This window comes from Pirellulales bacterium, assembly GCA_036490175.1.
Taxonomy (GTDB): domain Bacteria; phylum Planctomycetota; class Planctomycetia; order Pirellulales; family JACPPG01; genus JACPPG01.
Map to the genome: position 1 here is coordinate 29,835 of DASXEJ010000336.1, position 14,416 is coordinate 44,250.

Below are 14,416 nucleotides of genomic sequence, written 5' to 3' on the forward strand. Positions count from 1 at the left end.
GTCCGGTTGTGGATGTATTTTCCGGCGCCCCTTACGGCAACCAGGATAAAGACCCCAAAATCGGTAATCCCTAAGATAGCCATTCATCTAGGCAGGAAATAGTCCCAAATGCGCTCGACGAGCTCATTCACGAGGGCGAATCGCTCGACGAATGTGGCTTAGATCCAGGACTGGGGTTGCGGACTAATTGCCCACTACTTTGGCGATTCGATACGGAACAGCTCGGAGTCGGTGCGAAGAAAAATGGCCCGGCCGGCAATCGCCAAAGACGCGAGTGTGCGTCCCGGCAGCGTATTGGTCGCCAGTCGCTGGAACTTGGGTCCTGGTGCCAACACAGTGACGACGCCGGTCTCGTTCAGGAGATAGATCCGTCCGTCGGCGTATAGCGGGGACGCCGAAAAGTCTCCTCCCACACGTTCGCGCCAATGCTGCTTGCCGGTCTTCGCATCAACGCAACTAGCGATGCCGTTATCGCTCACGTAATACAACTCGTCGCCGACCAAAAGAGGCGAGGGGTTATGCGGTGCGGCCTGGCTATTGTGCCACGTGACGTGACTCCCGGTGACGTCGCCACGCCCATCGGGCCGAATCGCCCACACGTCGGGCTTGTAGTAGCCGCCGGCAACAAACACTGTCCCGTGGCCAAATACGGGGCGCGGCACCTGGGCGAAATTCTCATGTGTGACCCACCACAATTCTTGGCCGGTATCAGGGTCGAGCGAAACGATGCGATCCGCCTGATTACTGATCAACTGCCAACCCGACGTCGTGGATATCACAAGCGGCGTCGATTCGGCACAGCCCCCTGGGAAATTCTGTTTCCAGCGCTCTGCGCCCGTTTGCTTGTCGAGTGCGACCACGTATTGGACATCGGTGCCCAAACACGGCACGATGAGCAGGTCACGATAGAGCACAGGCGAACTGGAGGGGCCGTACGCCTGCTGATGCGGAAGAACCGTCTGCCAAATTATCTTTCCATCGTCAGAGAGGCACGCCGTGCCATGCGGGCCGAAATGTACGAAAACTCGATCTGCTTCGAGTAGTGGTGTTGGCGAGGCCAGGCTGTTTTTCTGATGCGCGGCACCTTTTTCCGCCAACGTGGCGACTGGTACGTTGTGCCGCATCGCGCCGCTTGCGCGATCGAGGCAAATGGCGCGCAACGTCTTGCCGTCGGCATCGGCCGCGGTGAGCCAAATCTGTTGACCACGAATCGCAGGGGACGACCACCCCAGGCCCGGTAGACTCGCTTTCCAAGCGATGTTCTCGTTTTCGCTCCAATTGAGGGGCAGATCGACCGCCGGAGAGTCTCCTTGGCCAGTCGGTCCACGAAACTGGGGCCAGTCGGCATCGCTGACCGTGGCGACGAGCGGCTTTGGTTGCGATTCGGCCGTCGAATCCTCGGCAGCGCTAGAAAGACAGGTGCTGCTGGCAAATGCAACTATCACGGGCAGCAACCCATACGGCAGCGGCAAGCGACTGCGCATCATCAGGCCTTTCTGCTCAGAGGTCGTATTGATGTCGAACGGCGATTCAACATCAGGGCTCCATTTGCCGGAGAGGATAGACAATATAGCAGGAGACTATCGCGACCTAGCACACGCCACCACAAGAGTGCCTTGCGACGCGGCGTGGGATACAATGGCAGCCGATTCTCCGCAGGTTCGGAGGTTGACGTCATGATTGTACCCGCGCGTGCGATCGTCCGCCCCCAGGTATTCATTGCCGATGCGGATACACCGTTGCCGGTAGAAGATGAGGTCCGCGAGCGTGTCGACGCGGGCGTAGTCGGACTCATCCAACTTCTGGGACCGCCGGGTTCGGGCAAGTCCACAGCCCTCTCCCACCTCGCATATTTCTTTGACGGCGATCCGCACGTACTATTGGCTGATTGCCCCGCTGCACTCGCGAGCGAAGAGCTGGTTCGTGCGGCGCGCGACAGGCTCGTCATTTTCGCAGCCGCGGACCGAAGTGCTGTTCCGGCGGCTGCCAAGCGATGGCGAATGGTCACTTGGACCGAGGATTTGTATATCGAGTACTTGTTGGCTGCGCACCGCGAGCGTTGCGGTTCGGTCATGAGCCGTATTCTTGCCGATCCAGGACGGCGTGCGATTGGGGGCCGACCTGAATTATGGCGCGCGGTGCTCGATTGCCTTGCGGCCGACGAATCGTTGACGGATGCGAAGTCCGCACTTCGGTCCGCCGTCACGGCCCGCCTTCACACGTCGTCGGTGCGAGCAACCGCACGGCGACATTGCTTTCTGGCAGTTTGCAAACCCGACCGCGCCGACGATGCGGCTGCAGACCGACTCATTAGCGCCGAAGCCATCTCGTTGCTGCGACATTCGTTCGTACAAATGATGTTGGCGGCCGAACACCTTGCCATTTCCCTTGAGTCAGTTCCGGTGGGCCCGCTTCTTGAACAACGCCTTCCAGCGTCGCTCGTGCAGGAAGCCGCGACGCTTGTCACCGGCAAGGCGGACGTGACGACGCATTTGCAGGCCATTCTCGACGGAGCGAATCGCGTCGCACATCCCATGGCCGCCAGCCTGTTGCACGCAACCGCGTTGAAATGGGTTCCACGCGCTGGGGCAGCGCCGCTGCTGGCGGGCGCATATCTCGCGCGTGCCGCGTGGCGCGGGGTCCGACTTAAGGACCTTGATGTTAGTAGGGCGAGTATGATCGAGTGCGATCTCGCGGACTCATGTATCGACGGATTGATTGCCAACGGCGCCGACTTGTCGGGTGCCATGCTACACGGCGCACGGCTCGATAAACTTCGCGCGGAAAAGGCCATACTCACCGAGGCCGATCAGTCGCACGCTCGGACTCCGAAGGCGCATTTCCGATCGGCTGACCTGCGCCAGGCGAACCTTGAGGGCGCTTTACTGAAGGACGCGAACTTTTCAGCAGCGGATCTACGCGAAGCACGCGTCTGTCGCGCGGATTTGTCTGGGGCCAATCTGACGACGGCGCAGCTCGAGGGGGCCGACTTCAGCGGTGCCAACTTGTCGTCGGCCGATTTGACAGGGTTGACGTTGCGGGGTGTCGACTTCACCGGGGCCCAGTTCTCCCGGGCAGTACTTCGGAAGTGCGACTTGGAAGGAGTTACCTTGCCTGGTGCGCGAATGGAATTTGCCATTCTGCACGGCACCTACTTGACCGGGAGCCGAATGCCCGAGGCTCGGTTGCGAGGAGCGATTCTAGCCGGCGCGGGACTGGCCGACATCGAATGGGAGCGGGCCGACCTGCGCGGCGCTGACCTTCGCGGCAGCACCTTCCACCTTGGTTCGTCGCGCAGCGGTCTTGTCGGAAGCCCGTTGGCGTGTGAAGGAAGCCGTACGGGCTTTTATACCGATGAGTCGCACGAGCAATATTTCAAGTCACCCGAGGAAATTCGTAAAGCGAATCTGCGCGGCGCGGACTTGCGCGGCGCGAGGATCCTTGACGTCGATTTTTATCTCGTCGACGTACGGGATGCGAAATATACCTCTGATCAAGCAGTGCATCTGCGCCAGACGGGCGCGATTCTTGAGACCAGAGTTTGATGATGCGGATCGGCACGGCGTCAGACTCGCCTGTGTACTAGCGTAGTGCCGCCGCGAAATCACCCGAATAGTGCCTGGATCGGCGTTCCCAGGGCCACGGCGTGGGGCCTGCCGAGGGGATCAACCAATTGTGTCTCGGGCGCGATGCCAAGGGCGTGATAAATCGTGGCGGCGATATCTTCTGGCGTCACGGCATCGCTTTTGGGGTAGGCCGCATGCTGGTCCGAGGCGCCGAATAGGGCGCCGCCACGCACTCCGCCGCCGGCCAACAACACGGTATAGCAGTGGGGCCAATGGTCGCGTCCGGCGGCGTCGGCGCCCGCGCCGCTCGTGATTTGCCCGAGGCGCGGCGTGCGGCCGAATTCCCCCATCGCGACGACCAGGGTCGAATCGAGCAGCCCACGCTCGGCAAGGTCTGCCAGCAGCGCCGCAAAGGCTCGATCGACGTAAGGGAGCAATGACTTTTTCAAAAGCGGAAAGTGTTGACGATGCGTGTCCCACGATTGATCAAATCGTCGGCCCGTACAGACAGTAACCAGGCGCACGCCCGACTCGATCAACCGGCGGGCCAGCAGCATGCTCTGACCCAAGTGCGGCAAGCCGCCGAATTTGCGCGCCTCAACCGAGCGATCCCGCCGGTCGGGCAGGCCGTAGCGCTCGCGGATGCGAGCCGGTTCGTCGTCCAGGTCGAACGCTTGCTGCGTTTCGCCCGTCGACAGCAGCTCGAACGCCTGGCGATAGTGCGTGGCGAAATCGGCCCCTTCCTCCCACGACGCGGTGTGCTTGTCCAACAGATCGCGCAGCGCTCTTCGCCCGGCGAGCCGATCGTGCGGTACGTCTACAGGCAATGCCAGGCCTGGCGCGTGGAATCCTGGCGCGCTGGGATCCCCCGTAACGAATGGATCGCAGGCGGCGCCCAAAAAGCCACCGTTTTGGCCCGGCAGATCGTAGCCGTTGTTGGACATGATGTCCGGCAATTGCACGGCAGCGGGGAGCGCCCTACCGGTTGGTCGCAGCCGCGCGAGGACGGCGCCATAGGGCGGGAAGTTATCCGGCTCGTCATGCACGATCAGACGGCCGCCGCGCAGCGGCTCGCGCCCCGTGAGCGCATAGTACGCGCCCGCATTGTGATCGACGACTGTATGGTGTACCGAGCGGACCTGCGCGACCAGGTGCATCTGCGCTGCGAGTAACGGAAGATGTTCGCAGACTTGGATGCCGGGAACACTGGTGGCGATGGGGCGAAAGTCGCCGCGAATCTCGGCCGGGGCCTGCGGCTTCAGATCCCACAGGTCCTGATGAGCCGGCCCCCCTTCCAGGAAAAAGAGAATGCAACTGCGTGCCTTGGCGGGCGAAGTATTTGGTGCGGCAAGAGCCACGCGCTCTAGCAGGCTCGGCAGATTCAGCCCGAGCACGCCCAGCGAGCCAATTTCGACCATCCAGCGGCGGCGGTTAAACCTGGCGGCCATGAGTCCAGCGCGCCTCCACGCGGCTAACGTTGATTGACAATACGGAGGGTAACTTTCCGCAATTCCGGCGAAGCGCCACGCCGAGGCGTGTCGAACTTCGCTTTCAGGTCATGGCCGCGTGCAGCGCCGCGGCTATTTCTTCCAAACGCTGCCCAGTCCGTCGGAATATTGCTGACGGATGCCATTGTCGGTGAGGATTTCTTCCGTGGCGTTGATCAGGTCCAAACGCCGGAACACCAGCGTCTCGACTTCGGTCTCGGCGAATTTGAATTCCAGGAACTCCTCTGTGCTATCTCGTACCAGTTCTACGAGGTGCGCCAGATTCTTGATGTCCACACCGTTCAGTTTCTCCAGCACGTGCAAGGCCGGAGAATCGTATCCCTTGGTAATCCGATTCGAAAAGAACGGCGATGGAATCAGCACTAACTCTTCCCCCTCGAACGCCGGCTGATCGTTGGCACGTGTCACTAGCGGGCTTTTCTTGCCGGACAGAAACGCCAGATAACGTGCGTCGCTGAATATCGCGCCGGCGAGCTCGGCCGAGGCGGTGGAAAAGACCAGGGGGCCCAGAATGAAGTAGCTGGGATAGCCACCGTCGAGGCGGGGGATGACGCGTGGGCGGCGGGCGGCGACCGGTGCCTCTACGTCGAGTGTCGCCCCGTCGCGCAGCAGCGTCAACGGAACCTTGCCATCGTGCGTTAGTTGCGGCACGTAATACGTGAACATCACTTGCAGGTCGTCGCCCAATCGCACGTTGCCGCTACGATCGAGCGTATGAGGGCCGATCCGCGTGACCACGTCGCGTGTGTGCAGCGAGTTTGCCGAAGCGTCGCCGCGCAGTCGCGTGATCATGCAGCCGCCCAGATCCTTGGGAACTTTCAGCCAGGCGCGCAGGGCGTCATTCTCGATCGTTTGGAACTCTTCCCAGATTTGCGGCTTGCCATCGTACTTGCCGTCTTGCACGTCGGCCAGGAACGTCCGCACCTCTTCGGCCGGAATCAGGTAGCCAATGTTGTCGGCCGCGGCCAGACCACTGAAGGCCACGCCGATGACCTTGCCGTCCGAGATGGCCGGTCCACCGCTATTGCCAGGGTTCAGTGCGGCGTCGATCTGAATGCGCAAGCCAGACACGCCAAAGTAATAACCGGTGTATTCGACGCGTGAGGCGATGCCCTCGGTTACCGAGATCTGGTCGCCGCCGATCGGAAATCCGTAGACGTTGACCGCGGCCTTGATGCGCGGCAAGCCTTCATCGAGCGTCAGCGCCGGCCGGTCGCTGAAAAAGGACTCGTCCTCGACGCTCAGCACGGCCAGGTCGATCGGCGTGGCGATGCCAATGACCTTGGCGGCAAACTTCTCGGCCGACTGGTAGGGCTGCACGTAAATCTGGCTGGCATAGCCCACCACATGCGCATTCGTGATGATCCGCTTGCCGTCGATGACAAAGCCAGTGCCCGAGATCTCGCGGGGGGCACTCTTAGTCCAGGGGCGAAAGAAATCGGGCAGCCGCTGCGTGGTGTGAATCTTGACGACCGACGGGCGGACGGCATCTTGATCGGCCCGTGCGGCGGCCGGCGCGCTGGCCAGAATCACGATCGCCAAAATAGCGGTTACCAGGGCCGATATCGTCCCACGGATGAAAACGAGTGCAGGGCAATAAGGGGCGGGCTGCGCTTCCATCAACGTCCTTTGTATGTGTGCTTCAACAGGGCAGGGGCCGTAAACAGTAAGCCGTCGGCCGATCGCGCGCGCCCGCCAGGTCGAGCGGAAGGTGCAGTCCAGTTCGAGCAGACACCCCGCGACGCCTATCATTCTGAACGCTGGCGTGCAGTGGTGCAATGGCGAACGGTCGTGAGACGATTCACGGTCAATCAACGAAAGTCGTGGATCGTCATTCTTCGCCGGGACGATAGGTCTTCAGCAACTGCGCCGTGATTTCGGCATCGGTAAATGCGGCCGGTTTCAGCCGGTTCTCTGAGAACAGCGATGCCTGATCGTTGAAATGGGGCGACGTTGGCACATCGCTCTGGCTGTACGCGACGTTGGTGAAGGCACGCGGCGGCTGGCTGAATTCCACAGCAAACACAAAGCTGTCGCCGCTATTGGCCGCGAGTTTGCCGTCATGGTCAGCCTTGAACTCCAGGACGCGGAAGCAGCCCATCAGGCCTGGACCGCCGCTAACGGGCAAATCGACAGAGCCCTTGCGGATGCGATGTACTTCGCCCCAGGTTACATCGGGGCGGCCGTACAGCGCGTTGATGTCGGCGAGCGCCGCATGGAATTTTGAAAGGGCCCGCTCGCGATCGGCCAAGCCGCGCGGTGTCGTCATGGGTTCGGCGGCGTTCCACGGGACGGCGAATTTGCCAACGCCTTTTTCGTAGTAGCGCTCCCACCAGTTAGCGAAGAGCGTTCCGCCTCGACTCGCCGCCGCGACGGTATTGTTCCACGATTCCAAAGCTTGAATCGCCGCGGCCAACTGCGGCGTGGACGGCTCGCTGCGCAGCGCGGCGATCAAATCGTCTTTGACCCGTTCTGCCAGCAGCATCAGTGGGCTGTGCTTGAGCGTACACACATCCTCGAGCGAGAGCTTCTTGTCGTTATTCACCAGCCGCAGGCTGTGCTGCGTACGCAGGCTAAGGTCGTTGGGCGAAAAGTGGGCCGGATACCGCGCCGGGTCGAGGAGCGCTTGCAAATTGGTTAGGTAGGGAGGCGAATTGCAATTCTGCACGTAGCCGCCGAGAGGATTCAGCAGTTGGGGCAACTCGTCTGTCGAGTGAAACTTCGTCCATATATCGCTTGTTCGCGTGGCATGTACCGCGGTTGCTTTGTGGGCCGGGTGAGGCAAATTGGGAACGGTGCCGTTCCAGATGTAGAAGATGTTGCCCACGCTGTCGGCGTAGCAAATGTTGAACATGGGGAGCAGGTTCATCTCGACGGTTTTACGAAACTCGTCGAGGTTCGTCGCCTGCGACATCCGCAGCCATTGTTCATAGGCGCGATAATTGTCGTAGCTGGCGTTGCGCAGCACGTAGATCTTTGTCGGCGTCCGGAGCACGACCGGTCCGATGGGCGTGTGCCAGAAGGTACGCTGCTGTGTCGAATTGTTGTCAGAATCTTTCACCACGACTTTAACGTCGTCACGCTTTAAAGGCACCGATCCGCCATCGAACAGGTAATGATCGGCGGCGGCCGGATCCAGGTCCAGTTCGTAGATCTCTTCCAAATCGGGCGCATTGACGGTGTGGGACCAACCGAGATGTTCGTTCCAGCCGCTGGTCAGTATGGGACGGCCGATGAATGTCGAGCCGTAAAAATTCATCCGACCCGGCACGATCATGTGTGCCTCGTAATAGGTCGAAACGGGCTGCCAGTGTTGGTGCGGATTGCCCATCAGCATGGCATGGCCCGACTGGCTGCGCGTGGGTGCGAAGGCCCACATGTTGGAACCGATCACGGAATCGTCGACGCCGTCGTCTTGCTGTGCCGTTTTGACTCCCTGGGATTTCAGAAAATCCTTGAGGATGTCATTGCGGTTGAAAGCGAAGCGCATGACCCCCGCGATTCCGTAGGCGGCCAGGTCATGCCCCGTGACGATGGGTGCCCAGGCGGGCGCCTGATCGTGATGGCGGGCGACATAGAAGTTCAGGCCGGCGGCAAAGCCCTCGAGCATCGCGCGATAGTCGGGATCGAGCTTGTGATAGGTTTCGACGGCCCGTGGGTAAACGCGAAATTGGTAATTGAAGAAATCGGCCGTGACGTTCTTGTCGTTGTCTCCAGGGCCAAAAGTCGCGGCCAGTTGGCTGCGCACGCCGAGAATGCCGCGCAGGATATTGTCGAGGTGATCCTCCGCCTGGCAGTAGGCGAATCCGAAGGCCGCGGCTTCGAGCGTTTCTCCTTCAATATGCGGCACGCCAAACTGCGTGCGGCGGATTTGCACCTGCTTGGCCAGAACCGCGGGGTCCGCGGCAGTCGCCGTGACCCAGGGGGAAACGATCGCACCAAATGCCGTGGCGCCGACCAAGGCCGTGAAAGCAGCGCAGCCGAACCGTTGCGTGATCGCCATACGACCCCCGGTGCCATTTAGACGGACTGATTACAGCCAGTGAAATCCGGCCTGTGTTGCGGGCTAGCGCAGCTTAACTGGGGTGCAAGTCGGGTTCAACTCGCGAACCCAGCGGTCGGCCGGCCAACCGCGCCCGTGCAAGTGGGACTTGCTGGAGAATGTCTGCTCAATGCCGGTGGCGTTGAACGTTCACGGGCCGTTGCTTTGGCCTATTGCGAAGCCGACAATGGGCAACGTCCCGCAAAGCTCATTTCCGCGGCGCATCAGACGCAACCACCACGTTCGAGGATGGCACGCATGTTACTCGACAAGAATCCGTCGTTGATCTCCTGGGCTGTCTTGTCCGCTCGAACTATCGGATATTTGCTACTGGTGTGCGGAGTTGCCATTGGCATCACGCCCGCCGCGCTGCGTGGCGAAGAAGCGCTCGGCATCGACGGGGGGAAGATCCGCGGATCGAACGATGACTCGGGCGTGCGCAGTTACAAAGGAATACCGTTTGCCGCGCCGCCGGTGGGCAAACTCCGTTGGCAGCCGCCGCAGCCGCTGGTCGCCTGGGAGGGAACGCGCGACTGCACGCAGTTCGGCGCGGTGTGTCCACAATTGCCCTATCCAGCTGGTTCGATGTATGTGCAGAAGCCACAACCGCAGAGCGAAGACTGCCTGTTCCTGAACGTCTGGACCGCGGCCAAGAGCGCCGCCGAGCGGCGCCCCGTGCTGGTGTGGATTCACGGTGGCGCCCTGACGCGCGGGTCGGGCTCGATTCCGCCCTACGATGGCACGTCGCTCGCGCGGAAAGGCGCCGTGGTGGTGACGATCAACTATCGTTTGGGACCGCTGGGATTCTTCGCGCATCCGTCCCTCAGTAAAGAGTCGGATCATGGTTCATCGGGTAACTACGGCATGCTCGATCAGATTGCGGCGCTCGAGTGGGTGAAGCGGAATATTGCAAACTTTGGCGGTGACCCGTCACGGGTGACGATTTTTGGCGAATCGGCCGGATCGTGGAGCGTCTGTTACCTGGTTGCCTCTCCGCTGGCCAAGGGATTGTTCCACGGTGCGATTGGCCAAAGTGGCGGCGCGTTCGCGCCCATGGCGTTCTTGAAAGAGGAAAAGCATGGCGTTCCCTCGGCCGAGAAAGTCGGCGAGCGTCTGGTCAAGGAACTGGATTGCGAAGCGGCCGAGAGCGCCGCGGAGGCGCTACGGGCGAAAACACCTGACGAGCTACTGGCCGCGGCCGAAAAAATCGGCCTACGCATTCGGCCGAATGTCGACGGTTGGGTGCTACCCGACGACGTGTACGCGATTTTTACGGCCGGCAAGCAGAATCATGTGCCGGTGATTGTAGGCTCGACCGCTGACGAAGGAACCACACTCGCCGCGGCCCTGGTGCCGAAGACCAAAGAAGCCTACGAGGCGGCCGCGCGAACTAAGTATGGCGACCTGGCCGATGAATTCCTGGCGGTCTATCCGGCGGCCACGGACGAGGACGTGCGGGGCGCGTTCCTGGCCAGCGTCCGCGACGAATGGTTCACCTGGGAAATGCGCACCTGGGCGCGACTTGCCGAGCGTTCTGGCAACGCGGCCTATCAATACTTCTTTTCTCACGTTCCTCCCTCGCCGAACAAGGCGCAAAACGGCGCCTATCACGCGGCCGAGATTTTGTATGTGTTCGACAACCTGCCGACTGTGGATTGGCCCTTTAGTGTCGATGATCGAGAACTGGCCGAAGACGTTTCGAGTGCCTGGGTCCGCTTTGCGGCCACCCGGGACCCAAACGGCGGCGATCTGCCGTTGTGGACCACCTATGACGCGGCGGCGCAATACTATATGGCCCTGGGGGATCGGATCGAGCCGCGGCGGGAGTTGCTCAAGGCCCAATGCGACTTCTTTGACAAGTTCTACGCGGCCAAGCGGATCACGCCCTGAGCGTTCTGTTGCTGGATCGAAGACGTGCAGCGCGGCCATGCAGGATCTACGATTGAGCGCAAGTCCTTTAGAAATGGCCCGATTTCCGTGCTCTCGCGCATTTGGCGCGGGACTTGCTATTTGCTGCGGTCGAAATGGCCCATAAGGCGCAGGGCCCGAATCGTCGCGCCAGCATAAGCAAGATGTCTCGGAGGTGCCAGGATGTCACAAGCCATCACCAATCGGCGAGGTTTTTCGGAGCGGATCGCGCGGGAATGCCGTCGCATGCGGACGGCCTGGACCAATCAGGAACGCAACCGCCGCCAGGCAATTGCCCGCCGCCGCCAGGAACTGCTGCAACCTTTGCTGGTGGACTCACCGCGGAATCAAGAAGCGGCCGAGTTATGGGCCGTGGGCTCGGTTTCGGCGGTCGATCTGGCGCGGTTGGCCGGGTAAGTCGTTTCACTTGTGCGCAAGGGACCAGGGCCGTCAATTTGGTGCCTGACGGTCAACCGCGATGGGCACCTCGATCGGTTTGCTCCCATTGGTGGGCGTGACCAGAAGCCGTGAAAGCTCGAACACGCTTTCCGTATCTTTTACTTTAAAAGTTGCGGTTACCTGGGCGTTACCGCTTGAGCCCTGAACGATGAATTGGCATTCCAATTCGTCAGCGGGAGCGTCGGCAGGCCGCAATGGCCAAGTCACGTCTTGGTCGGGCGGCAATCGCAAGGGCTTGCCCAAGCGGTCGTTCACTTCGTTATTTTCTATAACTGCACTAAAGGCAGCCTGTATTGCCCGTTGCGCTATGGCGCCGATTCCTTCCACCGTCGCCGCCAGAAGTTGTGCCGGCACATTCAGAATTGTTTGAGCTGTCCGTTTGGCCAACGGTACTGGCGCAAGCATTACGGCGACGAGCAATACCAAACCAACGAGCGCGACCAAACCGCGGACGGCGCCCGCTCTCGCTGCTGCGCCAGGAATTCGATTCGTAGCACGTCCCGTGTTCATTGTTCGGTGCTCCCGGCAATCTGCGTTCGATTGGATGCGCCCTAGGGACCGGGACTTCGCACAAAACGCTCCTTACGCACAGCCCGATGCTGCTGCTATATATGATTCTGCGGATGGCGACTTTATTCCAAGTGCGGGAGAGAAAACCATGGTGCGGGTTCGCGTCTTCGATAGCCAAGGGAAGCTCGTGGGGCCTGTGGATTCGCCGCGCGTGGAGCTTTCGGACGAACAATGGCAAACGCGGCTTTCGCCCGAGCAGTACCAGATCGCCCGCGACAAGGGGACCGAGCGGGCCTTTTGCGGCACCTTGCTCGATAACAAGACGGAAGGAGTCTATAGCTGCATCTGCTGCGGCCTGCCGCTATTCGCTTCCAACGCGAAGTTCAACTCCGGCACCGGCTGGCCGAGCTTCTTTCAGCCGATCGCCAAGGAGAATGTCATTGAGGAGCGCGATGCGAGCTATGGAATGGTGCGCACGGAGATCCTCTGTGCGCGTTGCGACTGCCATCTAGGACACGTCTTCGACGATGGTCCGCCGCCTACGCGGCTGCGCTACTGCCTGAATTCGGCGTCGCTCAGATTTACGCCCACCACAGATCTGGCGTCGTTGGCCGACCCGACCGCGGTGGCTCCGTAGTAAAACTTGCGGAACGGCGCGATCTACAGGATCTGTAAAGCCGCGCGTCGCTTCAAGCGCGCTGCTGCCGCGACGCAAATGGGCCGCGCTCTAGCGCGAGTGGCATCGGTCCGTTAGGAGCTGCTGCGTACATACAGCCAAGCGGCTCTTATGTCGGCTAGAAGTTGGTCGTTCGGCTGCTCGCCCCTCAACGGGACGATGGTTTAGGGCCCATCGGCACATTAAACATGCCGCCCCCCATGCCGCCGCCCATGCCTCCCATGCCGCCGCCCATTCCACCACCCATCATTCCACCGCCCATGCCGCCCCCCATACCGCCGCCCATGCCGCCTCCCATACCACCACCCATTCCGCCGCCACCCATGCCGCCCATGCCACCCATGCCGCTGACCATGCGAGTCATAATGGGGATCACGAGGTCGGCCACCGGATAGACGCGGGTGGTGAGAATCTCGTCGGCCTTTTCCTTGGAAGTGATTTTCAGCACCTCATCCTGCACGACGTAGGTCAGATCGAACTCTTCCAGGATCAACTTCAGCGCGCTGCGCAGGCTGATCCCCTTGACGTTCTTGGTGACAGGAGCTGATGGATCGACCGCGGCATCGGTGAGCCCCTTGTTATCGAGCTGGATTTCGATGTCGTGCTTGCTCTTGATGTAATCCACCACGTCCGACAGCGGCGTGTCGGCAAAGTCGAGGTCGGTGTTATTGCCGAGCTCGCGATAGATTTTTTCTTCGGAGGAACCAGGCTGATACAGGCTCACCGCCTCGCCGTACTTCTTGCGGCGTTCGGTCTTCAACATCCATTCTTCGGCCGAGGGATAGATGATCGGCGGCTCGTCCGACTGCGGAATGTGGGCCACTTCCACGGCATACAAGGCTTCCACGACACCTTTATGGCGACGCCGCACCAGCTCTTGCATGTCGTACACGTAGCCGCGGGTGCGAGCTTCGACCGGACCCATCACCGTGGCGATCGCTCGGCCCGGCTCGGGTGTGTAGCGCAGCGGCGGGTTTAGTTCGGTGGCCCGGTTGGCTTCTTCTTCGGCGTCGCGGAAACGCCGCTCGTCGAGCAGTGCATTGAAGCGCGCCAAGAGCTGCTCGGCCTTCTCTTCGTTGATTACCAGCTCGCGATTCAGTTCCTTGCGAGCGTCACTCTCGGCCTGTACTTCTTGCTGATGAATCTCTCGCTCGAACTTCTCCGAGGAACGACGCGAAGCGTCTTGCAAGGCCGTTTCCAATTGGCCGGCTAATTGTCCACGCAGCGCGGTATCGAGTTCGGGCGTCTTGCGCACGCGCTCGAGCTCGACCTTCAATCCATCGATCACCGCGTCCGGATTGGTGGCCATCTGGGTGCGGGCGTCGTTGACCGCCGTACGAACCTCGGTCTGCACCGATTGCTGTAGCACGCGCCGCTCGCGATCGACTGCGTCCAACAGGCCGCCGTCGGGGTCGTCGGCAGAGACAACTCGGGTTTCGCGCTCATCAGGGCCAGTAGCGGTATCGCTGCTGTCAGCGGCGAATTTCATTTGAGGGACCGCGGCGCCGGGCTTGCCAGCCCGCTGGGCCAATCGCAGCAGGGCACTGGCGTCGGCGTCCGAGGCGTTAGCCTTGAGCGCCTGCTCGGCCAACTGCTGCGCCTGCCCAGCATCGCCCGAAGCGAGCGCCACGCGACTCAAACGATTGAGCCCCTGGGCGTCGTCCTGCATCATGCGCCGCGCCTCGGTCAACCCTTGGCTGCCAAGCGTCGGCAGGCTGAGCCCACCGTCATGGCTGGCGGATTCCAC

At 61.2% G+C, this 14,416-nt stretch carries 10 protein-coding genes; 4 read left to right on the forward strand and 6 right to left on the reverse strand.

Translation table 11 applies throughout. From position 1 onward, the window contains the following. Positions 1–194: 194 nt before the first annotated feature. On the reverse strand, positions 195–1,568 hold the full coding sequence (locus VGG64_25405; protein HEY1602968.1) for a PQQ-binding-like beta-propeller repeat protein: 1,374 nt from the start codon (positions 1,566–1,568) through the stop codon (positions 195–197). Positions 1,569–1,676: 108 nt separating this feature from the next. Here VGG64_25405 and VGG64_25410 point away from each other — a divergent pair, with 108 nt between their 5' ends. Then, the gene (locus VGG64_25410; GenBank protein ID HEY1602969.1) at positions 1,677–3,545 is read left to right on the forward strand and encodes a pentapeptide repeat-containing protein; all 1,869 of its coding nucleotides are present in this window, start codon (positions 1,677–1,679) and stop codon (positions 3,543–3,545) included. A 59-nt stretch (positions 3,546–3,604) separates the two neighbouring features. On the opposite strand, the gene VGG64_25415 is transcribed toward VGG64_25410, so the two are convergent. The 3 genes from VGG64_25415 to VGG64_25425 form a co-directional block, all read right to left on the reverse strand. Further along, positions 3,605–5,014 carry a DUF1501 domain-containing protein gene (locus VGG64_25415; GenBank protein HEY1602970.1) on the reverse strand — a complete coding sequence of 470 codons (1,410 nt, stop codon included), beginning with the start codon at positions 5,012–5,014 and terminating at the stop codon, positions 3,605–3,607. Positions 5,015–5,146: 132 nt separating this feature from the next. After that, positions 5,147–6,694 carry a trypsin-like peptidase domain-containing protein gene (locus tag VGG64_25420; protein HEY1602971.1) on the reverse strand — a complete coding sequence of 516 codons (1,548 nt, stop codon included), beginning with the start codon at positions 6,692–6,694 and terminating at the stop codon, positions 5,147–5,149. A gap of 211 nt (positions 6,695–6,905) precedes the next feature. Then, entirely contained in the window at positions 6,906–9,077 is a 2,172-nt protein-coding gene (locus tag VGG64_25425; GenBank protein ID HEY1602972.1) for a penicillin acylase family protein, read from the reverse strand. Positions 9,078–9,374: 297 nt separating this feature from the next. Here VGG64_25425 and VGG64_25430 point away from each other — a divergent pair, with 297 nt between their 5' ends. Together VGG64_25430 and VGG64_25435 are read left to right on the forward strand one after the other, a co-directional pair. Then, the gene (locus VGG64_25430; GenBank protein HEY1602973.1) at positions 9,375–11,006 is read left to right on the forward strand and encodes a carboxylesterase family protein; all 1,632 of its coding nucleotides are present in this window, start codon (positions 9,375–9,377) and stop codon (positions 11,004–11,006) included. 201 nt (positions 11,007–11,207) lie between these two features. Next, entirely contained in the window at positions 11,208–11,441 is a 234-nt protein-coding gene (locus VGG64_25435; GenBank protein ID HEY1602974.1) for a hypothetical protein, read from the forward strand. Between the two features lie 33 nt (positions 11,442–11,474). On the opposite strand, the gene VGG64_25440 is transcribed toward VGG64_25435, so the two are convergent. Further along, positions 11,475–11,993, reverse strand: a complete 519-nt coding sequence (locus VGG64_25440; protein HEY1602975.1) for a hypothetical protein — start codon at positions 11,991–11,993, stop codon at positions 11,475–11,477. 148 nt (positions 11,994–12,141) lie between these two features. Between VGG64_25440 and msrB the strand changes: the two genes are divergently transcribed. Beyond that, the gene (gene msrB / locus VGG64_25445) at positions 12,142–12,630 is read left to right on the forward strand and encodes a peptide-methionine (R)-S-oxide reductase MsrB (protein ID HEY1602976.1); all 489 of its coding nucleotides are present in this window, start codon (positions 12,142–12,144) and stop codon (positions 12,628–12,630) included. A 187-nt stretch (positions 12,631–12,817) separates the two neighbouring features. Here msrB and VGG64_25450 read toward each other — a convergent pair. Then, a partial coding sequence (locus tag VGG64_25450) for a hypothetical protein (protein ID HEY1602977.1) occupies positions 12,818–14,416 on the reverse strand: 1,599 nt, incomplete at its 5' end.